The sequence below is a fragment of the Legionella cincinnatiensis genome (assembly GCF_900452415.1).
In the GTDB taxonomy this organism is placed as follows: Bacteria; Pseudomonadota; Gammaproteobacteria; order Legionellales; family Legionellaceae; genus Legionella; species Legionella cincinnatiensis.
In genome coordinates this window covers 3,630,395-3,655,043 of the sequence record NZ_UGNX01000001.1, presented here as the reverse complement: position 1 = coordinate 3,655,043, position 24,649 = coordinate 3,630,395, and the positions used below count along the sequence as shown (strand labels likewise).

Genomic DNA, 24,649 nt, shown 5'->3' with positions numbered 1-24,649 from the left:
TGAAATACACTCCTCAAAATATAAACCCCTTATGCTACTGCCATAGGGGCTACATCGATTTCTTACAGAGATTTTATCGTTAATGGCTCAGCTTGAGGAAAGATACCGTGATCTAAAAGGGAAATTATTTCTTCATTTTTTAAAACATCATTGAGCATGCTATGTTCTTCTTCATCTATCCATGTTTCAAGATTTTTTAACAAGCGATCCCTTTTTCCCCAAACTGCGGAAGGGCTTTTCTCTGTTGCATGAGTCGTGATTTTCTCGATCACCTGGTTGACTAATAAGGCAAAATCCTTATCTTCATCACTCAATTTACTGTTGATGGTTTTAATGTGTTCTTCACAACTCCATTTTGCTTTTAATCTTTTATAGATTAAAGGAGACATAGTGACAGTATGAGAAAGAAGAAATGCTAAGGAAGCGCCTAATGCAAATGGGGTGACGCCTCCTTCTTCACTTTTGTTCCACGCTAAAAAACCACCAGCAGCTGTGCAGGTAATGACGAAACCTCGTTCTATGAATTCTCGGGTTGAGTAGCGGTGATTGCTAAAAAATAAGCTTCCCGGCCTGTTCCAATTAATCAAGTAATCTGTTTTTTGATTTAAGAAAGACCTTACATTATCCAATGACAGCATATTACTTCCTCGGTGAGTAAAAGAACTTATTATCCTTGGTTTCTTAATGATTGCAATATTGTTTCTTAAAGTCTACATTTTGATTTTAATTTGAACTATGTTGGGTTTTTAAATAAAAAATTATCATAAATTAATATTATTTTAATAATAAATTTGATAACTCTCAGATTCCCTTTGCATTTACCTATAATTATCAAATTAGACTCGAATTAGGATTAAACGTGCCCACGATTATTTCTCATCCTGGAAAATACGACCAAGCTGAAGCTGAAAATGTAAGCTACCAGGATAAACATATGCCATTCGGTTACTTTGAAATGCAAAATGCTCCCCTGCGCTCAGCTCAAGAAGATGCATTGATATGGGAAACATTCGAGCAACTCTTAGGTTCATTAAATCCCGAAGAAATTGGCCAACGCTTATGGACAACTTATCGAACTTTAGACGAGCAAATTTTAAAGATGGAATACACGGATGGAACCACTGCTTCGACGACAGTATTTGATGGGCGAGGTAATTTAATTACAGCAACTTTAGCGGATGCTGCATCTTTTGCGGCAATTTATGATAAAGAGGAACATCTCTTAGGAGTGGTCCGGTTAAATTCCGTTACTCATAAACCTACGGATCCAGAAGAAGCGCTGCGAATTGAGCAAACAGGAGGAACTGTTGTGTGGGATAGGGTTGATGGTGTGCTCGCTATTTCACGTGCTCTTGGTGATAAGTTGCTCAAGCAACATGGGGTTTATTCTGAAGCAACAATTGACATTACAAGTATTGAGGATCTTGCAAAAAAATGTAACTTAAGCCGCGAGGCAATTGGGAAGGTACAAATTATCACAACTTGTGATGGATTTACTGATGGCGCACGTAGTGACACTAAAAGAGATCATGAGCAATTTTTATATCAATCATTACATGAGATTATAAAATCAAATAAAAAGCAACCGGAAGTAGAAATAGCAAAAGCATTGGCATACAAAGCAAAAACAAAGGGTTCATGCGATAATATTAGTATTGCAATACAAACGATAACTTATAATACTCCTGCCTTTTTGCTTGGAGTTTATGATGGCCATGGAGGCGCTGAAGCATCAACGTATGTCGCAAATCATATTGGCGATGAATTTAAGAATCAGTGTATTTTAACGTCAAGGGCGTATACAGAACAGACACTGAGTGTTGAAAAAAATAAGCTCGCATATCTACGTGATAATTCGGAAGAGGTGAGAGCTGAGAGAAAAAGGCGAGAATCTATTATCAGTAAGACAATGTGATGCAATTGTCAACAACCTAATATTTTATTGATTCACCCATTGCACAAAATGCTCTGCTTGGTCTATCCATAATTCTGGATGTAACAAAGTAAAATGACCGTATGAAAAGGGTGTTCCTTTTTGTAACGTCCATTGCCCATGTTTTACGTGCTTCATTAACCCTGGTATTTGATAAAATTCGGGTGAGTCTAATGCATCATCAGTAAAGTCCAGAGCAAATATCTTGGCTTTTATGGTATGTAACAAAGGTTCTGGATTGTAATCTTTAGAAGCGGACATCACATAAATTATGTTATTGGCATCTTGTTTTGTACTGTCTGAAATCGCTTTATCAATGTAGTTGGCTGCATCTTTTTCATTGGCAATGATGCGTTGCATATGAGGAACACCATCAACCATCATTGCTACTAACGGCCAGATTGATTTTATTCCATAAGGAGGAGTCTTATAATTACCGTTACACCACGACGGATCATTTTTAATGCTGTTAATAACGATTTGCCGCCATAATAAATTTCGCCCATCGATTGCGTGAGGAAGAGAAACAATAGGCATGACTCCATCCATAAAGTCAGGATATAATTCACTCCACATCCAAGAATGCATACCTCCCATTGAAGTACCAACAATCATCTTTAAATGAGAAATTTTTAATTGTTCAGTAACCAGTTGATGTTGCAATTCCACCATATCATGATAATTATAATGGGGAAATGCCATGCGTAAGCCATCACTCGGTTTGCTTGATTGTCCTTGACCTATATTATCTGGGAAAATTAGAAAGTACTTATTGGCATCAAAAGGCTTCCCTGGAGTTAATAATGCTTTTTGAAAATGCTCAAACATTTCTTTCCCGCTACCACCAGTCCAGTGTAAAAATAGAATGGCGTTGGTAATTTCACCTTGATTGTTTTTTTGGGGAGTACCTAATGTAATATAATGTATGCGTAGATTATTTAGGATTTGACCGTTGGTAAAGTGATATTTAGCTATAATAAAATCATCTTCTTTATAATTAATTATTTTTTGTTGATGGGATGCAACAGAAGAATTATTTGTTGTTTTTCCATGGACTTGATATATCTGAAAAAATAAAATACAGCAGCATAGTAGGGTTTTCATTTTTTCCATTGCATTCGCTTCTTATTTATTATTATTGAGCAAAAACACGTAACTCTTGTCTTCAGCTAATAAGCCTAAGCTATCATGTGAATGAGGAACCAGACAAGAAAATTTGGAGAAACCTTTCTTTATGCGTTGTCATTTATGCATCATTCGTTGAACATTTCTCCGAAAAAATCATTAACCGTGACCACCTAGTGTGAAATACTGGGTGCTTGCACATCGTTTAATAAAAAGGTCTCTACACGATTTTCTAGCGAGCCACGATATAGTGCCAGGGTTTGCTTGTTTTTGCCTTGTTTTAGGAAAAGGAACTCTTGTGAGGTAATCCAAAAAGGGTTCCACGCTAGCGTTCCTTTGGGAGTAATTCTTGTGGTTTTTCCTGATTCAAGATCAAGTGTCCATAAGGCTGGGGGCGGCCCTTCCCAGGTTTTTTCATGAATTTCTTCATCCATATCTACATCCATAAGTAGTATTTTTCCATCTGGAGAGACGTGGATTTGTGAGGCACTACTCATGCTTCCGTGAGGGATAAGTGTGTTGATGGGCCATTTTTTTAGGAGCATGCCGTCAAGATTCATCCAATAGATTGCATCAAGGTCATGATTCAAAAAAGATTTTCCATCGTGACCCCAGGCGGGGCTGTATTTATTTTGGGTATTTTTTAGCAGGCGATAACCACTGCTATCAGCATTGATTAGGGCTAGATACCAATTATTATCGATAAAGGTATTGAATAATAATCTTTTACTGTCAGGAGACCACACGGGATTAAAATTATTTTGGGAGGGTATATGTTGCAATTGGGTTACTTTACCTGATTTCAATTCTACGATTGCTAGATAGCGGTTTGGTGATTGATTATCGGCTTTATTATAGGCAATGTATTTTCCGTCCGGTGAAATCTCAGGTATATAACCTGCAGTTATTTTTCGAGCATTACTACCATCAATATTGGCTGTCCAAATGAAACCTGATCGTTCAAAAGCGATCACAGGATTTGCCTGAATAAAGGTGCAATAAATTAAGGCAAACAAGAATGCATAAATTCTCATAGAATCTTTAATGGTTCAAATCTGCTAATTTTGTTATTTATCCTAACAGTTGTCAATCACATACGCAGTTTGTCCTCAAGAGTCGAATGAGCACGATTAATGCTCGCGTTGGCTATGGATTCTAAAAGGGAGGCGTCTATTTGATTAAAATGAGTGAGGAGCTCATTGCAATAATTTAATGCACGCTCACTAGTGCATCTTAAGTGAGTTTCTGAATGCATCATTGCATGAACAAGATTAACAATTGCTTGTTCGATAAGAGTAAAGTTAGACTTAGAAACAGAGAAGCTTGCTTTGCCATTTTCAAAAGAAATTGTATAGATTTCCGGAAATAGATACATCGTTACAAGCCCCATGGCATACAAATCTTTGCAGAAATGATCGCCAAAAGTATGGGGATCTCCATATGCAGGGGTCCATCCAAACGATTTAGTTGAGCCTCTTTTATGGGAGGTTCCGAAATCAATAAGCTTCATCGCTTCATTACTTAAATTAAGAATAAAATTTTGGCACTTAACATCTCCATGGATGCGATAGTGTTGGTGTAAGGTATTGAGATCAGATAAGCCAGAGCTTAAGCAGCGCAATCTTTTCTCTATGGGGATTGATACCAATTCATGCGCATGATAATGATCTAAACTGAGTTCACGTTGCCATTCAGAAGCAATATGTGCTTTTTCTTTGTGGGAAAAATAAAATGCTTCTCGTCCCAATAAACGATGATATTTAATTTCTCGAATCGCTGCTTTTTGTGCTTTATTAAGATCGGATTCGTTTAATTTTTTAATTCCATACAGAGGTTCGTTAGAATCGAGAAAACGATAACCTTTTTTGACCTTGCCAAAACCACCACTGTCACAAGAATCATCATCTTTTGTGAAGAAAGAGTGTTTATTATCTACGAGAAACTCAGAGCGCGGCGTATTCGTTTCTTTCTTGCTTTTTTTGCTCACTATAGATTCTGAAACAGGAGGTAATTTCTCGGTGACCCTTTGCAATGCTTTTGCAAATGACTGATGATCTAACAGCTTACCTGAGCTAAGCCTTGATAGCACTCCATAAAATCGTTGTAGATTTGCACCCGATAAAGATAAGAGAACGTCTAATTCTTCGTGATTCACACAAAAATGGCTTGTCTCGAATAAGTCAAAGAAATTAAGAATGCTTTTGTTAAATAAATCGCTTTTAGCCCCCATTAATTTAAAGCATAAAGTAAGGGTGTTTGAGTCTAATAAATCTGCTTTCTTTAAATAATTAATGGCCTTATAAAATTGATAATTATCAAACTCCTTATTAATAATCGCATGAATTATTTCTTGATTATCCTTTAACAAAGACTTATCCGATAAGATTTCTAATATTTGCCCAAATGAGAAAACATCATGAGTACACACATAGTCAAATGCTTGGTGGCCTAGCAGGTCATTTTTCAAGAGTAATTTTAAAACCGAGTTTTTCCCTATGAAAAAAGTAAAATCTTGCCTTAAGAGTAATGCCACATGTTCTATGTTTAAATGAAACTCTTTCGTGCTAAGTAAGGTGGATAGCGTTTCAATGAGATAATGAAGCTGATCATTTGTGCCTATTTGTTGAATTAACTCTTCATTGAGGGCAATTTTTGCATGATTCAATAATGACATTAAGGTGTCCATCGAATACAGGGATTCTCGGCGTACAAAATGTTTTAAACATTCATCGTTGAGGCAGTTGGCTTTATCAAGCTCCTGTAATAACGTGACAACAGTGGTCAATTCATTCGTTTTGTTTGTAAGTAAATTAAGTGCAGTGGATGTGAGATGATTTTTACTCTCTAAAAATCGTAAAGACCGCTCAATGATTTCACAATAATGAGGTAGTTGTGAGGCAAGTGTTAAAACTGCGGCAAGGATTTCTCGATTTACCCGAATTCGTTGTGATGGAAGACCACAAAATAAGCGGTGCAAAAGAGAGCGACTTTCAAATGAAAGAGTATAAATAGTTGGAAAATTGTTTTCATCAATCATTCCAGCATTATTTAAAACTACATAGATATCCAATAAATAATGTGTATCAAGCTTTTTTCTTAGGGACTGCATGAGTTGTAAGTTACTGTCTGTTGCAGTGATTTCAGGAATTTTTTGGAGTAGTTTAAAAATATCGGCAGGAGTTAATTCATAATCATCTTGCTTCTTAGCAAATTTTTTTAAATGTTGTCTTAGTTTTTGAGCTCTTTCATGATCGCCATAAATCGATTTACGTGCATACCATGTTTGATCATATTCATTTAATAGTTGCCGAAATTCATATATCTTCATTCTGACTCCCTTCTTAGAATGATTTTCTAACACAAAGTGTTCAAATAGTATCACTTAGAATGAAGAATAAGAATATGGAGATGATATTATTGGAAAAAAACTATCTATACGGAATTTAAGATGATTCCACTTATTAATTGAGCTCTTCTATTTGGAACTTTGTGTTAAATATTGATTATAAGAGCGAAAATGTTTCCTCGAATATGGGAGTACATTTAATCCACTATAAATTCATGGTACCTTATCAGTGCTAAGGTGAATGAATAAAAAAAGAAGTGCGCAACGGATAGAGACAGATTCTTATCATGCCTAATTTTTACATCAAAATTAAAGAAAGCTCTTTTACTTGGAGATTAATCAATTTTTTTTTAGACTGCATTGCTTATTTTTGTGATTATTTTATTTTTTTGAAAAAAAAAATACGCGCACTACTAAGGAATGAGTTTTCTTTTATTTCTCATCGACATTCATTAAAGGCGTTTATTCGCCATTGCCAACGACAGCCTTCACAACCCATCCCTTTTCCTCATGTCCATAAAGATATAGCTGTTTCTATTATCGTTCCCGTTTACAATCAATGGAAATTAACTTGTGCTTGTTTAAACTCTATTTTAAATACATGCGATGGCAAGATAAATTATGAACTAATTTTGGCTGATGATTGCTCCACCGATGAAACAGTTAATGCAGCTGTACTGTATCCGGGTTTAATTGTTATTAAAACGGATAAAAATAGTGGTTTTTTACAAAATTGCAATCATGCGGCACAAAAAGCTCGAGGACGTTATCTTTTATTACTTAACAACGACACTATAGTATTGCCTAATTGGTTAGAAAGTTTATACCAAACCATAGAGGCAGAGGAAGGTATTGCGATCGTTGGCTCTAAGATTTTATGTCCAAGCGGAAAGATTCAGGAAGCAGGTTCTATAATATTTCAAAATGGTACTACTCAGAATATTGGGTATGGTCGTCGTCGAGATGTTTCTTTTTTGAATGTCCAACGTGATGCTGATTATATTTCTGGGTGTTCTATTCTTATTCGAAAATCATTTTGGGACTCTGTGGGGGGATTTGATCCTCGCTATAAAAATGCTTATTACGAAGATACAGATTTAGCGATGAACGCTCATGCGCAAGGAATGAGAGTGGTTTATCAACCTAGTTCCGAAGTAGTACACTTTCTCCATAAGACTTATGGACCTACCTATCAGAATCTTTTGGAGAAGAATAAAAAATTATTTATAGAAAAGTGGAACTATGCTTTAAAAAATTATTCTAAATTTGGTTCTTCCTGGCATGTGGCAATGATGCGAGCAGAGCAGACTCCACCTAGAGCAGCCTATCATCGACGCACAACAAATCGTTTAAATATATTATATTATTCTCCTATTCCTACTTATCCTGCTAATCATGGCAATCGTGCTCGAATCTGTAACCTTATTAAAAAATTTGAAGGAATGGGGCATAAGATTCATTTCGTGATGTTAGAAAACTCTGAATATAATAAAGCCGACTTGCAGGCAATGGAACGTCAATTTACTACCTTAGATATTATTCCTTGTAATAAGGCAATGGTAAGTTTTGGTGTTGTTCCCTATGATGGTTGGTACAAAGAGGGTATTGGAGAGCATATTTATTTTTTATGTAAGCGTTATGATATCGATCTTATTTTGTGTTCTTACATATATCAATCAAAATTGCTTGAATTTATTCCTAATTATATTTTAAAAGTAATCGATACCCATGACAAAATGGGAAGTCGTTCCGAAATGTTGCGTCTTAATAAATTACCCATAGGCCACTTTTCATGTACCCCAGAAGAGGAAGGTACTTATTTAAGAAGAGCTGATTTGGTCATTGGAATCACTGATGAAGAGGCGAGATACTTTGAAACTGTTTCTGGTCAGAAAAACGCGGTAGTGATTTCTCACATTACTTCTCCTAAATTCTTAAATAAAAAATTTTCCTCCTTAGATAATATTGGTATTGTTGCCAGTAATAATCAGTTTAATCTGGCTGTGGTACAGAAGTTTTTGGAAAGTATAAATCGCTATTTACAAAAAGAAGAAGAATTACCCTTTGTAATTCATGTTGCTGGAGAAGTTAACCAAGCAGTTGCCAAAAGGATTTTCGATTCTAAAATGAATGTTTTTAAAAAATCTTGGGTAAACATGCATGGCTATGTACCCAATATTACAGAATTTTACAGCCAGATGGATTTGATTGTATCCCCCATGCTGTGTGGTACAGGAATCAATATTAAAACAGTGGAGGCAATGGCTCATGGAATGCCATTATTAACCACTGTACATGGTAGTAGAGGAATGGATTTGAATGATGAGATGCATCACCATAAGGATATTGATTCGCTAGTTAATTCTTTATTTTTTATCCGCAAAAGTCCTGCAGATGAACTCCAACGTCTTGCGGATTTGAGCCGAGAGAAGTACATGCAATTTCATGAAAAAAACGAAGGCGGCTGTAACTTGTTATTTGCGCATCCTCGATTAAAACTTATAAAGTAATGAAGCAAATTAATTTCGCCCTGAATTAATAGCAAATTATTCCTGTTATCACCAAGACTGGTTATGTGGTAATTTAAAAAAATTTTAAATAGAATGAGCCTCATCAAATAATTATTTTTTCCTCATAATAATGAAATACATATTGCTCGGGATGAGCCGTTTATTATCGAATGTTATTGCAGCGCACCGTCCAACAGGAATTGATCGTGTGATTATGGCTTATTTAAGGCATTATGAAAATCATGTAAGCGGAGTTGTGCAATTTAATTTCATTTGTTGGAAATTTAATCTTATTTTATCACCAAATACCACCAGTCAAATTTTGCAATTAATTGATTCAAAGCCAAAATATTTTAGATTTAAAATTATCCTTTTGTTAATCAAAGAAAAGGTTACAAAAAAAGAAAAACAAGAGTTAGCAGGGGGAATTTTATTAAACATTGAGCCTGCTCGATATGATGGTTATCCCCATATAAGTAACATTCCTGGGGTAATAAGTTTATTCATGGTCCATGATTTAATTCCTCTGTACTACCCAGAATATTGTTCGCCTGGGAGAGGGCATGAATATTTAGGCATGTTCAATTGCCTGATAAAGCATGCGCATGGCATTCTCACTAATTCTCAATCAACCTTAGAAGAACTACAAAGTTTTGCTGCATCTCAACAGAAACAATTACCTCCTACCCAAGCGGTGTTGCTAGGAAGTGATCTGCACCTAAATTTGGCGACACCCTCAACAGTTCCCCCTTTATCCCAGCCTTATTTTGTGATCCTTGGAACGATTGAACCTCGAAAAAATCATTTACTTTTATTACAAGTTTGGCGTCGTTTAGTGGAACAGCTTAAAGAAAAAACACCACGCTTAGTAATTATCGGCCAAAGAGGTTGGGAGCTTGAAAATATTGTTGATTATTTAGAAAGATGTGAGATTTTACGTGAGTTTGTTCTTGAAATTCTCGTAAATGATAATGAATTGGTAAATTATTTATGTCATGCGCGTGCCTTATTGTTCCCAACTTTTGCAGAGGGCTATGGCATGCCCTTAGCTGAAGCGTTATCCTTAAAAGTACCTGTCATTGCAAGTAATCTCCAAGTTTTTAAAGAAATAGCCAGAGATATCCCAGAATATATTGATCCCTTAGATGGATTAACATGGTTAAACACGATTAAGGCTTATACTCATGAGAATAGCGAACAACGTTTTTCTCAATTACAGCGATTATCTGATTATACGCCACCAACGTGGGCTGAGCATTTTGAAAAACTGGATGTATTTATGGAACATTTATTACAATAGCTTGGAGATAACGTTCGATTAGCGCCGTCAAGGCATTTCCATGCCTTGACGGCGAACTCACGTTAATTAATATAGGATTCAAATCGATTTAAAATCGCATTCACTGGTCTTGAGGGAAGTAATTGCGATAATTTAATGAGCAAATGTAACGGTAAGGGAAAGGCAATAGATGCTTTATTTTTTAGTAAACCTTTTTGAATAATTCTTCCAGCTTTTTCGCATGAAACTAAGAATGGTTTAAGGCCGGTAAGCTGATCCGACATATCTGTTTTTACATAACCAGGGCAAATCACATTAACATGGATTTGATAGCGAATAAGCCAAGCACGTAAAGATTGACCATAAATATGAAGCGCTGCTTTGCTGGCACAGTAACTCGGAGACTGAGGTAATCCACGTAAACCCGCTATGGAGCTCATCAAGGCGATTTGGCCTTTTTTTCGAGCTATCATTCCAGGAATCAATGGATTCACTGTATTCATAGTCCCTTGCAAATTAATGGCCAGTACCTGGTTAACGTCCTCCTCTTTTTCAGGTTGCCAATTAGCTTGTAATGTTGAAGAGACTCCTGCATTAGCAATCACTAAATCAATAGGTGTTCTATTATCGACATCAATAATGAATTTTTTTAACAAAACGGCATCTTGGACATTAATGCTTTCATAAATAGTATTAGCTCCTTGCTCTTGGCAATATTGAGCAACAGGCGTCAGTTTTTTAAGATCTCTTGCAACCAGAATTAAGTTGACATCTGCAGAGGCATATTGAATTGCTAATTGCTTACCTATACCACGACTTGCGCCTGTAATTAATATTGTTTTTTTATTCATTTGAATTATGCTCGTTACACATTATACAATTTAGTATTAATATCAAATAAGTTAACAATCATAAATAGTTAATGAAATAGCAGCTTGAAAATAAATTGTTTCCAAGCAATCTGTGCTGCCCTACAAGATGACGGTTGTATAATTGTTTGTTATTATCATACAGCTAAATAGGATGGTTATTTCTCGTGTTATTATAAAACCGAATCATTTTATATGTTTAATTGGATTTAATCATGATAAAAGAAAAATCACGGGTCTGGCAAAAAGCTTCAATGCTTCTTGGTAAGTTTTTTGCAAAATATAGTCCTTTTCCTGCGGGATTTTATACAATAAATTCTTTAATATTAGCGGCAGTTGCCGTTTTTTGTTCTTATTTTCATTGTTATGTTATTGCTATTTTGCTTTTTCTTTTAGCGGGTATTTTTGATGTGATTGATGGCTCAGTTGCACGTGCTCGGAATAAAGCATCGAGTTTAGGGGCATTTGTTGATGGGACAATTGATCGATTTGTCGATTTCGCAATTATTTTTTCTTATTTCTTTTGCGATATTCAAGCCTTCTATTTGAGTTTAGATCAGTTAATCTGTATTACTTCCTTTGTGGTCATTTTACCTTCGTTTATAGTGGCTTATGCCAATCATCGTGGAGCAGTATCTGATGATAATGAAACACTAATCTGGCGTGTTATGAATCGTGGAGAAATGCTTTTTTTCATGATTGGGATTTTGATTACCTCTTTGTTTAGTTCTTATTGGGCAGGGGTTTTATTAATTCTTTTAATTTCTTTGTCAACACTTACTATAATACAAACAATTTTTTTGACGATTTATCATGCGAGTAAACATAAATCGGCGTAATTGTGGCAAATGGGGTAATTAAGAATGTTAGATCATTCAATTAGGGTTAAGTTATGTTAGTGATAGCTCTTCTGGTGATTATTTATACGACTCTTGCAACTTTTATTTTAGTAATAGCGAACCCAAAACAAAAAAAATTACGTCATTTTTATATCTTTATAAACTGCATGATTATTTTATGGGAAATTTTTCCGTTTTTAAAAGTGATTGATTCAAGCATTTTAAAAGTTGTATACGATTGGTTTCCTTTAATGCTGTTGCCCTTATTTTATAGAGAAACAGAGATCCTTACGTCTGCATTTAATAAAATTCATTATGATGAGCAGTTCATCCGTTTTGAGAAAAAATATTGTCTGTGGGTGATGAATTTTCATCATAATAATCGGGGAAACTCGCTCTTGCTCTCGGAGTTTCTTCATTTATGCTATTTATTTTTTTATTTATTTATTTATGGAGTGCCGTTATTTTTTTATCTTAGACAAGAGTTTGTAGCATTCTATGAGTGTCAATTTGTTATTCTATGGTTACTTTTTTCATGTTACATCACTCACAGCATGATTCCAGCGTGCGGACCTCGTAACATTTTTGAAAAAATTAAGGATCGACGCAGCCAAGGTATTATCTTTAGAGTAACGCATAAGTTATTACAGGATGGCTCAGCTGCAGGTACTGCGTTTCCTAGTGGCCATACAGGAGTCGCTTCTGCGATTTTGTTAACAACAGGGTATTTGCATACGCCCTTATTTTATTACATTTTACCTTTTGGAATAGGATTGATAATTAGTACCATTTATGGAAGATTTCATTACGTTATTGACATGGTATTTGGATTTTTGTATGCATTAATTGCTTTTTTAGTGGCAACATCGCTAAGAGCTTATTATTAACTCTGTTTTACATAGTAACCATCCATGCACATGCGTTCTAAACGTCACCTTCCATAGTCCGTTTTTCCTCAAGTTGACACCTATGCGCGTGCACGAGGACGACTACAAGTGGCTTAGGTCAATGGTAGTGATCATCCATGCTGCATCAAGAGATTCGCAAATTAATTCACCAAGCCCGTGAGCATGTGGCGAGAGAGTATAACTCAACCCAAGTCTTATTGAATTGAATGATTGGTAAGACAAAAGGCATTGATGATGCATTAATTCCACCCTATTCAGGCCATGAAAACTGCGCCTCGCTTGAGGTTTATTCAAAATTATCCTTATCTGATGCACAAGAATCATATGATGATGATATAAAAGATTTTCCTATATGACATTGTTCAGATGGCGGCAAAAGCTATGATCTTAGTCCCAGGCCAATTAGTCATTTTACCTAATGCAGGGCATTTATCTAACTTAGAACAACCTAACTTATGGAACCAAGCGGTTATTAAAATGTTTACTTAGACTTAGAATCCATTTAATTTAACGTATTCTCTTGCTGGATTTGATGATCGTCTGATGAGGTGCTCTCAGTTTTTGTTTGTTGCAGTGCAGATTTTATATCGTTGATTTTGTCAATTATTTTTTTATTATCACTAGTAAAAGGTTTTTCTCGGCCTAAAACTTCAAATATTTTATTTATAAATCCAAGAAATCCACTTGTCCTTGGTATTTTTTTTGATTCATCTACTGTTTGATCTAGGCAAGTCTGTATGTTCTTTTCGATATTATCAACCAAATGTTTATTTTTTAAACCATTATCAATGACCTTCTTTAATTCAGTATAAAATTTATTTATAAAATCTTTTTCTAAATCAGAAAGACTTGGATCATTATTAATCGTTTTCCGGATCTTATTTATTTCAGATAACTTTGAATTAAATATAGAGGATGTGTTTAAATGACTTTCATTTTCAGGGTTTATTTGAGTCTGAACTTGGGGTAATTGTTCTTCTGCATTAAGGTTTATTTTTGGCTGAGGCTGGACTTGAAGCAATAATTCTCTCATCTTATTAAGATATTGAGATACTTCATCATCAAGTTCATCTCCGAACTCAATTTCAACGTTTTTATATATGGTTTCAATCGTGTCTTTTATTTTATTAATACTCTCTTCTATCTCATTATCATCCTGTATGAGCTCACTTATTTTATTTTTAAAAAGAATTATAACTGGTTCAAATTCAGAAATATCATCAATATGAATATACAAACAGGTGTTAAGAGTAAATATTTTGGAGCAAAATTTCTTATAAATATTTAAAAGATCGTCCTTATTCTCTATTAAAGTTAAATAATCCTTTAAACATTCTAAATTCTTGGCTCTACTAGATTCAAGGATTAAATCCTGTGAATATTTCTTTATTTCATCCACTCCTACCATCTTTTTGATTAATTCATAAACTTCATTCCAGTTTTTAATTGGTTTGTTTATCAATGATTTTAATACCCATTCTAAGTCGCTTTTTAAACTCTCTATAAACTCGTTCTCTCTATCATGTTTTTTATAATTATTATATAAATTCAGAAACATTCTGAAATTAAATCGTTCATCCCGATGTATTTCATGAATTTTATTCTTTAATTCACCTTCCGGAAAAATCAAATGCTTCGTTTTTTTATCATAATTTTCTTTGTTTTCTTGGACTAAATTTAAGCCTTTTGCACGTTTAGTTAAGTTGCTAACATTAAAAGTAAAACTTGCCCCACCATTATTATTACTATAATAATATCTCTGCATTACCTTATTAATTTCTAAGTAAAGTTCTTCTTTGTTAACTGCTTTATGATAACCATCATTAGGATCAAAAACTTGGTATTTCTCACCCTTATCCGTATTAATTTTTCTTAACGATACAATATGAAGACAATTTTTTGTAGGTACATTAAATCTAAGTCCTATGATGTTGCCATTTTCACAATTATTTGACATTAAATTAGCTAAACTTTTAAATACTTCAATTGCTTCTGGAGCAGTATTAAGAGCTTCTTTATTTGACACATATAACTCTTTCGTAGCAATGTTTCCTGTATTTTTACCAAGATTATAATCATCTGAATATAATTGATAGAGAGACAAACGTTGGCCTATGTTGCTGGGTGGATTAAGTATTTTTTGTTCATACAGATAATTCATAACTATTTTTTTAAATTCATCAATATTATCTTTATTAATATTCTCATGTGTAAAAGAACCCTCTATTTTCGTCCCCTTTTTATTAAGCAACTGATAGAAAATAGTATTACCTTCTGTGTAGATTAAAATTTCTCCTTTTTTGGGACTTCCATTGTATTTATCAGATAAAGTAATTTTATATTCTCCCTTTATTGAAGCCAGGAGCAATTTTTTAATATAATTTTCTTTGTTATTTTTTTCATTATGCACAGCATGTGCTAAACATAATGCGTTACATGCAAACTCCGAATCCATTGATTTATCTTTAAATTTATTGATTAAATCCCCTTGCTTAAAAAATAATTCTTCATCTTCATTCCATGGAAGATCATTTAGCAAATAATTTAACACAATCACATTGCCAGTTTCATGTGCATAATAATAAGCAGGAGTTCCATCTTTAGCTTTTTCTTTAGGATTCGCGTTATTTTTAATTAAATTAGATACAATATCGAGAGAAGACCACGCACATGCATAATGAATAGGTTTGAAACCGGCATTATTTATTTTATTAATTAGTTTATCTTTTACTTCTTCTGATGAAAACTCTAATAAGCTATTTACTATTATTTTGTTATCTAAAGAACAAGCCTCATGAAGAAGATTATTTCCATTCTCATGGGTGTAATTAACCCAAGGATGATTACTGTTGTTCAATATTTCCTTTAATTCATTAATTTCGGAATCTGATTTATTTTCTTTTGATAATATTAGTCTAAATTCCTCTAAGCTATTTAGTGGCATATAGTGACCTGATTATATTTCAATAATATCCTACATCTTTATTATAGCTTATAAATTGATCAATTCGTCTTCATATTGTGATGGTTGGGGTACTGCCATTGACTCAAGGAAAAGAATCGACGGGTCTCAACATTATATTATCCATACACTGGCAATTATGTTGATATATTGGCCTGATTGATTTCATTGTCACATAAATCAACATCAATATAAAATACAGCAAGGAATATACAATGAGTCAACAACTTAGCTCTAACCTATGAAGAAGATTCAAGTACAGTCAATTTCATCAATTCATTTTCCAAAAAGCAAGTAAATCGAAATCGCTCCAACACTTCTACTGAAAAAAACAACAGTCTGCTCAACAATATTTTATCCAGTTTAGTCATCAGTGAGCTGGCGTATATGAGGTAGATTCTGAAGGAACGATTTGCCAATTTCACGAGATTATAGTCCCTCATCTGAGGAGATGAGTTTATTGCTTCAGCGGATTATAGAGCGCATGGCACGCCTACTTGAACGAGCAGGTTATTTGGAAAGAGGGTTGGAGGGTGGTTTGATTCTGGATGGTTTTGAAGAAGATGTCATCAATTTCCTTCAAGAGAAGTTCGATTAGCTATCGCATTGCGATTGCTCCCTATCAAGGCAGGAAGATAATAATATTCAAGACCTTGCCAAGTGGTGAGGAAGTGGAATCAATTTTCGGTAAGTCTTTGGCAAAATCAAGCGGATTTTCCCTGCACGCAGGGGTTAGTGTGAAATCGTATCAGCGAGATAAGGTTGAACGTTTGTGCCGATACATAACAAGGCCTGCAGTATCCACCCAACGAATGAAATTTCTACCGGATGGTAAGATTCGTTATGAACTGAAGACGCCTTATAAAAATGGTACAACACATGTGGTATTTGAGCCGTTAGATTTTATTGTGCGTTTAGTGGCATTAGTTCCGAAACCGCGAATGCATTTGACGCGTTTTTATGGTGTTTTTGCACCGAATAGTGCTTATCGAGCGACGGTAACAAGTGAGGCGAAACAAAAGAAAAGCAAGTCAACAGCCAAAGATGTTTCAGGTGAGGATGAATCACATCGTTTGAAAATGAGTTGGACGATGCGGCTGAAACGAGTATTTAACATTGACGTTTCGGTGTGCATTCATTGCCAGGGCTTGGTACGAATTATTGCTTGTATTGAAGACCGGCCTTATTTTATTACATTTTACCTTTTGGAATAGGATTGATAATTAGTACCATTTATGGAAGATTTCATTACATTATTGACATGGTATTTGGATTTTTGTATGCATTAATTGCTTTTTTAGTTGCAACATCGCTAAGAGCTTATTATTAACTCTGTTTTACATAGTAACCATCCATGCACATGCGTTCTAAACGTCACCTTCCATAGTCGATTTTTCCTCAAGTTGACATCTATGCGCTTGCACGAGGACGACTACAAGTGGCTTAGGTCAATGGTAGTGAGATGACGGATATATAGGTAAAAATAATGCCCTTAAGTCTTAAGCTTGATGATACGTCCAATGCGTACTTAGGCGAAAAATGATTTTGAGCTATTCTCTATTTGGATCGTTCGGGCTGAGGAAGCGCAAAGCGCTGTCGCTAAGCCTTATGCCAGGCCTTCGAGACGAGGCATTTGCTCCTCCTCAGGCCGAACAGTTCTAAAAAATGATCTCTACTTGATCGTTCGGACTGAGGAAGCGCATAGCGCTGTCGCTAAGCCTTAATACCAAGCCTTCGAGACGGGGCATTTGCCCCTCCTCAGGCTGAACGGTTCTAAAAATGATCTCCACTTAGATCGTTCGGGCTAAGGAAGCGCAAAGCGCTGTCGCTAAGTCTTATATATCAGGCCTTCGAGATGGGGCATTTTGCCCCTCCTCAGGCTGAACGGCTTTAAATAGGGAGTGGCTCCTTATTTTTAAATTTCGTGGGGATGGATCAAGTCTCGCACTGAGATATGTCCACAAAATTTAAACTAAAAAATGATTTTGATTTATTCCCCACTTGGATCGTTCAGGCTGAGGAAGTGCAAAGCGCTATCGCTAAGCCTTATATCAGGCCTTCGAGACGGGGCATTTTGCCCCTCCTCAGGCTGAACGGCTTTAAATAGGGAGTGGCTCCTTATTTTTAAATTTCGTGGGGATGGATCAAGTCTTGAACTGAGATATGCCCACGAAATTTAAACTAAAAAATGATTTTTATTTATTCTCCACTTGGATCGTTCGGGCTGAGGAAGCGCAAAGCGCTGTCTCGAAGCCTTAATAGAAATATACCAAGCCTTAGCGATGGGGCATTTTGCCCCTCCTTAGGTTGAACCGTCCTAAATAGTGACTGGGATCCTTTTTTTTAAATTGCGTGGGGACAGAATCAGATCTTAAAGCCACAACATGTTAGTGACGACGCAAACAAAACGTGTAGAGATAATGATTTGCTTTCATATCTCGAACTGATATTAATTTAACAAGTAAATTATGCTATTTGCGCAGCGCTCTTTTTTAATTTTACTTTTAGAATCTTTTCCCTCAATAAATTAACGGTTTTATAAATTTGTTCATCGGTATGTAAACAATTCACAAATAATCGTATCCGCGCCAAATTCTTTTCTACTGCAGGATAAATAATAGGTAAAGCTAAGATATGATTTTCTTTTAAGTAATGACTTAACTGTATTGCTGCTAAATCGTTGCCAACAATAATTGGAATAATTGGGGTATTATTGCTTAACCCTGTGGGAATGTTTTGTTCTTTTAATAAAGACAATAACAGAGTATGCCTGTCACGAAGCAAGTCTATTCGTTGTGGTTCTTTTTTCATAACCTCAATTGCAGCCAAAGCAGCAGCTGTATTTGCAGGAGTTATACCTGCTGAATAAACAAATCCTGCGGCAGTATACTTAAGATTTTCAATTAATTCATGCGTCCCTGCAATGTAACCACCACAACTGGCAAATGATTTACTGAGTGTCCCCATCCAAATATCCACATCTTTAGCATCTAAATGATAATATTCACGAATACCTTTACCTGTTTTCCCTAATACGCCCATAGAATGTGCTTCATCGATCATTAAAAAAGCATTAAATTGTTTTTTAATGGCAATAAGTTTGGGAGCATCAGCAATATCTCCATCCATGCTAAAGATCCCTTCTGTTACAATTAACACTTTTCTATAACGATCACGATATTTTTCAAGAAAATCAAAGAGAAATTGATAATTATTATGCGGAAAGGCAATACGCTCTGCTCCAGAAAATAATGCAGCTTGGATTATACTGTTATGGGCAAGCTCATCATGAATAATAAGATCGTGTTTACCAAACAAATGTGTAATCACTGAAACATTGGTTGAATACCCGGAAGGAAATACGAGGCAATCTTCAGCACCAATTAAATCAGCAATAGCCTTTTCTAATCTTCCATGAAGTGATTTTTCACCAGAAACCAAGCGGCTGGCAGAAACAGAGGTCCCCCATTCTCTTACAGCAGCAATAACCGTTTCAGTAATACTTGGATCACCAGATAAACCTAAATAGTTATATCCCGAATAATTAATATAGGCTTTTCCATCAATTACCGTAGTATTACTTGATATACCTTCATTAACATTAAAGTAAATGTTTTTTAAAGCTCCAATAAAATCATCGTCTAAATTCAAATCAGGGTTTTGGATTAAATTTCGTAATCCAAACGTTAATGGAGGATCAATTAGCTTAATTGATTCATTGTTTTTGGAGAACTGATTGATTAATGAGCTGTCAATTAAGGACTCTGCGATTTTATTGTTTTGATTCCATTTTAAATCGTTAATGGGAGAGCTATCTGACAAAAAGGTGATGAGTTGATTTAAAGTATATTGTTCAAACAGAGGCAATAATTCAAATTTTTGACCTATTTTAGTCTGTAAATCATTGGATAATTCGACTGCAGCAATTGAATTAATCCCTAAGGCAGTGACAGACTTTTCGTAATCATGATCGGTTAATTCCATATTAAGGCGCCTCATCATCCAATCATTCAGCCATTTTTTTATTTCAGTTGTAGAGGAGTTCAGAAAAATAGTGCCTGTTTGATTTCTAGAATTCTTATTCCAGTAAGCAATATTTTTTAAAGTTTTATCAAGAAACGCCTTGCGAGCAAGCCAACGTTGAATTTTTCCACTTGATGTTTTAGGCAATGAGTACGGTTTCACTAACACGATAGAGTAGGGCACTAATCCAAATTGATCCAATAAAAGAGCTTGGATTTCAGCAAATAGTAATTCAGGCTGTATAGTGCTCATCGCGTCGCGCCTAATTTCTTGGATGACAATGAGTTCTTGTTTCTCTTGAATTTCTACTGTGAATGCAGCTGCACTTTGTGTATCAAATACAGGATCACTTTGAGTAATTGCTTGTTCAATATCTTGTGGGTAATAATTTTTGCCACAAATTATAATTAAGTCTTTAATTCTTCCTGTCACATATAACTCACCTTGGTTGATAAAACCTAGGTCGCCTGTTCTTAAATAAAAGATCTCAGGATTATTAGGTAATTGGTTTTCAAAAGTGTTTTTTGTGAGTTCTGCTTTATTCCAATAGCCTTTGGCAATGCTTGGCCCACTTGCCCAAATTTCACCAAGAGTTCTTTCAGGCAATTCAGTTAAGGTATTAGGATTTACAATACGTATAGAATGATCGGATTGACAATTACCACAATTTATTACTCGCACAGTGGACTCATATGATTCTTCAAGTGAAATAGATATTTTGCCTAATTCAAAATCAGATTTGACAAGTTTTAAGGAGTTATTCGCGTTACTAAACTGTTTTGCAGTTAACATTAAAGTTGCTTCAGCAAGACCATAGCATGAATGTATTGCTTGTGGAGAAAGACCTGCTGCAGAAAATTTATTAATAAATTGCTGCACTGAATCGAATTGAATAGGTTCAGATCCATTATAAATACATTGCAAGCTACTTAGATTTAGTTGCTTCATTTGAGTGTCTGTTATTTTGGATACACAGTAATCAAAAGCAAAATTAGGCACACAGGTTGTAGTGATTTGTTCTTGAGTAATTACTTCCAGCCAACATATGGGTGAATGCAAAAAATAGGCGGGTGCCATTAAAATAAGCTCAACTCTCTTATACAAGGGAGTGAGAATACATCCAATTAAACCCATATCATGATAGGGGGGCAGCCATGAACAAACCTTGTTACTATCATTACCATGAGAAGGGTGTATGTTTACTATCGTTTTTATATTTGCGATGAGATTTCCATGATTTATAAATACACCCTTAGGGGTATTTGTAGAGCCTGATGTATATTGCAAAAAAGCAATTTTATTTTGCTCAATAGGCTCAAAAAGATACTTTTCAATTGTCTCTTCATTGGTTGAGTCAACATCAATAACTGTATAATCTAAAAACTCACTGACGAAAAATTGATTCGTAATTACAAATTTGGCATGTGAATCTTTAAGAATAGAAAGCACTCGACTTTTATGCTGATTCCTCTTCGGTGGATATACAGGAACAGCAATCACACCAGCATACAAGCATGCAAAAAAAGCAACAATATATTTTAATCCAGGGGGTAACAGAATAACCGCACGCTCATCATGATAGGGAGCATGGCTCTGTAATCGATGAGCTAAACTACGTGCTTGTTGATCAAGCTGACTATAAGTTATTGTTTCATAACCTTTTTGTGTTAAAAATTTGATGGCGATACAATTAGGATAATCTTTTACATGTCCTTGTAGCGTATCAACGATTGAAATAAAATCTTGCATTGAGTTTTTCCATTTTTAAACATCACGTACATCTAGCATTTTTTGTTCAGTTGATAATACTAGTTTCTTCCTATCCAAAATCGGTATAATTCAATTTATCTAAAACAGACGGGCTATCCATATATAAATCATTTGATTACTCCTTAAAACTAATACTATGTATGATACGGTGAATAAGAGCTAAAAGTAAATATTTGTCAGAATGGATACTAACTAGAGCTATAATGACGTAAAGCGAGTACGGCATTTAATCCACCAAACGCAAAAGAAGAACACAAGGCATAATCAATTTCATGTTGATAAGCTTGATTCGTCACTAAAGGTAAATCACAGTCATTAGCTTTCTCTAAGAAATTTATCGTGGGTGGAATGGTTTTGTGTTTTAGTGACAAAACAGTGGCAATTGTCTCAAGAGCACCGGTAGCACCTAATAGATGTCCATGCGAGCTTTTAGTCGAACTTACCAATAAATGATTTTTAGCTTTTGGAAAGATGGTATTAATTGTTTTTGATTCCACTTCATCATTTAAAATGGTGCCAGTGCCGTGTGCATTAATATAGTTTACCGCTTCTGGCGCAAGATTAGCGTCATGTAAGGCATTTAAAATAGCCTGACACTGTCCTAGTGAGTTAGGCTTGGTTAAATGCGAGGCATCAGAGGACATTCCAAAGCCAATAATTTCTGCATAGATTGGTGCCCCACGGCGTTCAGCCGATTCTAAGGATTCTAAAATAATCATAGCTCCTCCCTCTCCTAAAATCATTCCCGAACGATTATTGGAAAAAGGTCTGCATGTATCCGATGAAACAACCCGTAAAGAATCCCAAGCACGAAGGTGGACCTCAGTGAAGGGGGCCTCACTACCTCCAGCAATTGCGCGGCAGACTATCCCTTGACGAATAAGCCAAAATGCATGGCCAATTGCTTGTGTTGAGGAGGCGCATGCAGTTGATATTGTAAAAACGGGTCCTGTGATATTAAATTTTAATGCAATGTGACTTGCGCCTGCATTTGTCATCGAATTAGGAATACAATTAGGGTGTATGCGTGTATTTTTTTGGCCATATATGCGGTAATATGCTTTTTCCTCGGTATTCCTGCCGCCTACACTGGAGCCTGTTACAATAGCGGTCCGTGCATTTGCAATTTGGTTTTCTATTTTAGCATCCTCTATTGCGTCCTGTGCAGCGATTAAGGCAAATTGAGCAAAACGATCCAGCCAATCAAGTTCTTTAGGCTGAAAATAAGTGTTAATGTTGCAATTTTTAACTTCTGCGCCTAAGTTGAAGCGCATACCCGTGCAGTCCACTTGTTCTATTGGCGTGATGCCTGATTTACCTTGGGAAAGCGCATTCCAAAAATCTTGATGATTATTTCCTATTGCTGAAACAACCCCTAAACCAGTAATCACGACTCGAATGGGTTTCATGCTGCACTTGTCTCTGTTGATTGTTGAACATTAAGAAGTTCTTCAATACCTAGGATAATATCACGAACAGTTTTGGATACTTCGGCATCATCTAATAGATTAATATCAAACTCATCTTCAAGTGCAAATAATAAACTTACTAGATCAAGCGAGGTTTCGCATAACTCTTCTACAGATTGGTTTAATTGAATGCTTTCAGGTGGTATTTTTTGATTTTTTGCTATTAACTGGATAACACGTTCTTGTATTTGCTGATTCATAAAAATCCTTATTTAATACAGTCTTAATAGTTTAATTATCTATCTAAAATCATCACAATAATGGAATGCCCTAAAAATATCGTCTCTCAAATGTCAGATAAATAATTCTAATTAAGCCATGGAAATGATCTTACAGCTTTTGTTTTTTTACACAAGTAACAACTTGCATAAAATTAAGAATAAACGCATACTGAAATTTTCATTCTCTAAAAAATTGAAGGAAATTAAAGTCTGGAGATTTCATGTCCATTGATGTCGTTTTATGCAAAAAAGCAAAAGATTTCAATAACTTTTTGCGGGTTCCTTTTCAATTATACCAACAGAATGAAAACTGGGTTCCCCCCTTGCACTATACTGTAAAACACATTTTAGATAAAAAAAATCCATTTTATAAAAGTGCACAAATAAATCATTGGATTGCATATCGTAAAAATCAACCTGTAGGAAGAGTTTCTTGCATTATTAATCAATTACATAATACTCTCTATAATGAAAAGGTCGCTTTTTGGGGGTTTTTTGAGGCTGAAAACTCAAATGAAGTTTCGGAGGCTCTTTTTGCCCAAGTAGAGCAATGGGCTCTTCAACAAGGGATGGATACTTTACGTGGACCTATGAATCCTTCAATAAATTATGAATGTGGATTACAAATTTCTGCTTTTGATAGCAAACCTTATATAATGATGCCTCAAAATCCGGAGTACTATGTACAATTAGTGGAACAGCAAGGATATAAAAAAATTAAAGATCTTCAGGCATGGAGTGTGGATATTAAGCAGGTGAAGATTGAACCTCAAAAAATTAACCTTATGAGGGCATTGCAAAAAAGATACGAGATTATCGTTAGACCCGCAGATGTAAAAAATTTTACTGAAGAATTAAAGCTTATTGTAGCTATTTATAATGATGCATGGAGCCAAAATTGGGGATATTTACCTTTAGATTTAGACGAATTTGTTTATTTAGTATCTGATTTAAAAACGTTTATCGATCCTAATCTTGTGTATTTCGCGGAAGTAGCAGGAGAACCATGTGGATTTTCAATAGCTATTCCTGATCTCAATCAAGTGCTTATAAAAATTCGTAACGGTAAATTACTTCCTTTTAACTTCTTAAAATTACTTTGGCAACTCAAAGTTAAAAAAACAATTAATCGCATTCGTATTCCATTATTGGGGGTATTGCAAAAATACCAACATCTTCCTGTAGGAGGACTACTCTATTATGAATATTTTCGAAAAATAGACCAGTTCAATTATCAGCAGGGAGAGTTTTCATGGATATTAGAAGACAATAAAGCCATGCAAACAGGACTCGAGTTTGTTAACGCAACTCATTATAAGACATACAGGGTTTATGAAAAAAGCTTGCGCCTAAATCAAAAATTTCTCATTACTGGTTCTGAGAAATGATGGGTTT

General features: G+C 35.1%; 19 protein-coding genes. 10 read left to right on the top strand and 9 right to left on the bottom strand.

Annotation, left to right across the window (positions count from 1 at the left end; translation table 11 throughout):
* Positions 1–62: 62 nt before the first annotated feature.
* Positions 63–638 (bottom strand): hypothetical protein, encoded by a 576-nt coding sequence (locus DYH34_RS15975; RefSeq protein ID WP_058463724.1) that lies wholly within the window; start codon positions 636–638, stop codon positions 63–65.
* Positions 639–859: 221 nt separating this feature from the next.
* Between DYH34_RS15975 and DYH34_RS15970 the strand changes: the two genes are divergently transcribed.
* A complete protein-coding gene (locus tag DYH34_RS15970) occupies positions 860–1,915 on the top strand; it encodes a PP2C family serine/threonine-protein phosphatase (RefSeq protein ID WP_238589423.1) in 1,056 nt (351 codons plus the stop codon).
* 24 nt (positions 1,916–1,939) lie between these two features.
* On the opposite strand, the gene DYH34_RS15965 is transcribed toward DYH34_RS15970, so the two are convergent.
* From DYH34_RS15965 to DYH34_RS15955, 3 genes are all read right to left on the bottom strand, one after another.
* Positions 1,940–3,046: an alpha/beta fold hydrolase gene (locus DYH34_RS15965; RefSeq protein WP_058463725.1), complete on the bottom strand. Its 1,107-nt coding sequence runs from the start codon at positions 3,044–3,046 to the stop codon at positions 1,940–1,942.
* Between the two features lie 185 nt (positions 3,047–3,231).
* Complete coding sequence (locus tag DYH34_RS15960) at positions 3,232–4,092, bottom strand: TolB-like translocation protein (protein WP_083502702.1); 861 nt, start codon at positions 4,090–4,092, stop codon at positions 3,232–3,234.
* A gap of 56 nt (positions 4,093–4,148) precedes the next feature.
* On the bottom strand, positions 4,149–6,386 hold the full coding sequence (locus tag DYH34_RS15955) for a protein kinase domain-containing protein (RefSeq protein ID WP_058463726.1): 2,238 nt from the start codon (positions 6,384–6,386) through the stop codon (positions 4,149–4,151).
* A gap of 305 nt (positions 6,387–6,691) precedes the next feature.
* Between DYH34_RS15955 and DYH34_RS15950 the strand changes: the two genes are divergently transcribed.
* Positions 6,692–8,914 (top strand): glycosyltransferase, encoded by a 2,223-nt coding sequence (locus tag DYH34_RS15950; RefSeq protein ID WP_058463727.1) that lies wholly within the window; start codon positions 6,692–6,694, stop codon positions 8,912–8,914.
* Positions 8,915–9,065: 151 nt separating this feature from the next.
* Positions 9,066–10,214 carry a glycosyltransferase family 4 protein gene (locus DYH34_RS15945; RefSeq protein WP_162263045.1) on the top strand — a complete coding sequence of 383 codons (1,149 nt, stop codon included), beginning with the start codon at positions 9,066–9,068 and terminating at the stop codon, positions 10,212–10,214.
* A gap of 62 nt (positions 10,215–10,276) precedes the next feature.
* Here the strand turns inward: DYH34_RS15945 and DYH34_RS15940 are convergent, their stop codons facing one another.
* On the bottom strand, positions 10,277–11,044 hold the full coding sequence (locus tag DYH34_RS15940; protein WP_058463729.1) for an SDR family NAD(P)-dependent oxidoreductase: 768 nt from the start codon (positions 11,042–11,044) through the stop codon (positions 10,277–10,279).
* A 233-nt stretch (positions 11,045–11,277) separates the two neighbouring features.
* On the opposite strand from DYH34_RS15940, the gene DYH34_RS15935 reads away from it, so the two are divergent.
* The 4 genes from DYH34_RS15935 to DYH34_RS15920 all read left to right on the top strand — a co-directional run bounded on the left by DYH34_RS15935 (position 11,278) and on the right by DYH34_RS15920 (position 13,298).
* A complete protein-coding gene (locus DYH34_RS15935) occupies positions 11,278–11,901 on the top strand; it encodes a CDP-alcohol phosphatidyltransferase family protein (protein WP_058463730.1) in 624 nt (207 codons plus the stop codon).
* A gap of 53 nt (positions 11,902–11,954) precedes the next feature.
* Complete coding sequence (locus DYH34_RS15930) at positions 11,955–12,788, top strand: phosphatase PAP2 family protein (protein WP_058463731.1); 834 nt, start codon at positions 11,955–11,957, stop codon at positions 12,786–12,788.
* 227 nt (positions 12,789–13,015) lie between these two features.
* On the top strand, positions 13,016–13,165 hold the full coding sequence (locus DYH34_RS15925; RefSeq protein ID WP_174905305.1) for a hypothetical protein: 150 nt from the start codon (positions 13,016–13,018) through the stop codon (positions 13,163–13,165).
* Positions 13,166–13,175: 10 nt separating this feature from the next.
* Entirely contained in the window at positions 13,176–13,298 is a 123-nt protein-coding gene (locus DYH34_RS15920) for an alpha/beta hydrolase (protein ID WP_238589424.1), read from the top strand.
* Between the two features lie 13 nt (positions 13,299–13,311).
* On the opposite strand, the gene DYH34_RS15915 is transcribed toward DYH34_RS15920, so the two are convergent.
* A complete protein-coding gene (locus tag DYH34_RS15915) occupies positions 13,312–15,753 on the bottom strand; it encodes an ankyrin repeat domain-containing protein (protein ID WP_058463732.1) in 2,442 nt (813 codons plus the stop codon).
* 430 nt (positions 15,754–16,183) lie between these two features.
* Between DYH34_RS15915 and DYH34_RS18120 the strand changes: the two genes are divergently transcribed.
* On the top strand, positions 16,184–16,369 hold the full coding sequence (locus DYH34_RS18120; RefSeq protein ID WP_131775190.1) for a hypothetical protein: 186 nt from the start codon (positions 16,184–16,186) through the stop codon (positions 16,367–16,369).
* On the top strand, positions 16,320–16,985 hold the full coding sequence (locus DYH34_RS15910) for a transposase (protein ID WP_083502703.1): 666 nt from the start codon (positions 16,320–16,322) through the stop codon (positions 16,983–16,985). Before DYH34_RS18120 ends, DYH34_RS15910 begins: the two co-directional genes overlap by 50 nt.
* Before the next feature lie 1,252 nt (positions 16,986–18,237).
* Here the strand turns inward: DYH34_RS15910 and DYH34_RS15905 are convergent.
* The 3 genes from DYH34_RS15905 to DYH34_RS15895 all read right to left on the bottom strand — a co-directional run bounded on the left by DYH34_RS15905 (position 18,238) and on the right by DYH34_RS15895 (position 23,233).
* Positions 18,238–21,543: an aminotransferase class I/II-fold pyridoxal phosphate-dependent enzyme gene (locus DYH34_RS15905; RefSeq protein WP_058463734.1), complete on the bottom strand. Its 3,306-nt coding sequence runs from the start codon at positions 21,541–21,543 to the stop codon at positions 18,238–18,240.
* A gap of 209 nt (positions 21,544–21,752) precedes the next feature.
* Complete coding sequence (locus tag DYH34_RS15900) at positions 21,753–22,973, bottom strand: beta-ketoacyl-[acyl-carrier-protein] synthase family protein (RefSeq protein ID WP_058463735.1); 1,221 nt, start codon at positions 22,971–22,973, stop codon at positions 21,753–21,755.
* On the bottom strand, positions 22,970–23,233 hold the full coding sequence (locus DYH34_RS15895; protein WP_058463736.1) for a phosphopantetheine-binding protein: 264 nt from the start codon (positions 23,231–23,233) through the stop codon (positions 22,970–22,972). Before DYH34_RS15895 ends, DYH34_RS15900 begins: the two co-directional genes overlap by 4 nt.
* A gap of 242 nt (positions 23,234–23,475) precedes the next feature.
* On the opposite strand from DYH34_RS15895, the gene DYH34_RS15890 reads away from it, so the two are divergent.
* Positions 23,476–24,642, top strand: coding sequence for a hypothetical protein (locus tag DYH34_RS15890; protein WP_058463737.1), 1,167 nt, complete (start codon positions 23,476–23,478; stop codon positions 24,640–24,642).
* Positions 24,643–24,649 lie beyond the last annotated feature (7 nt).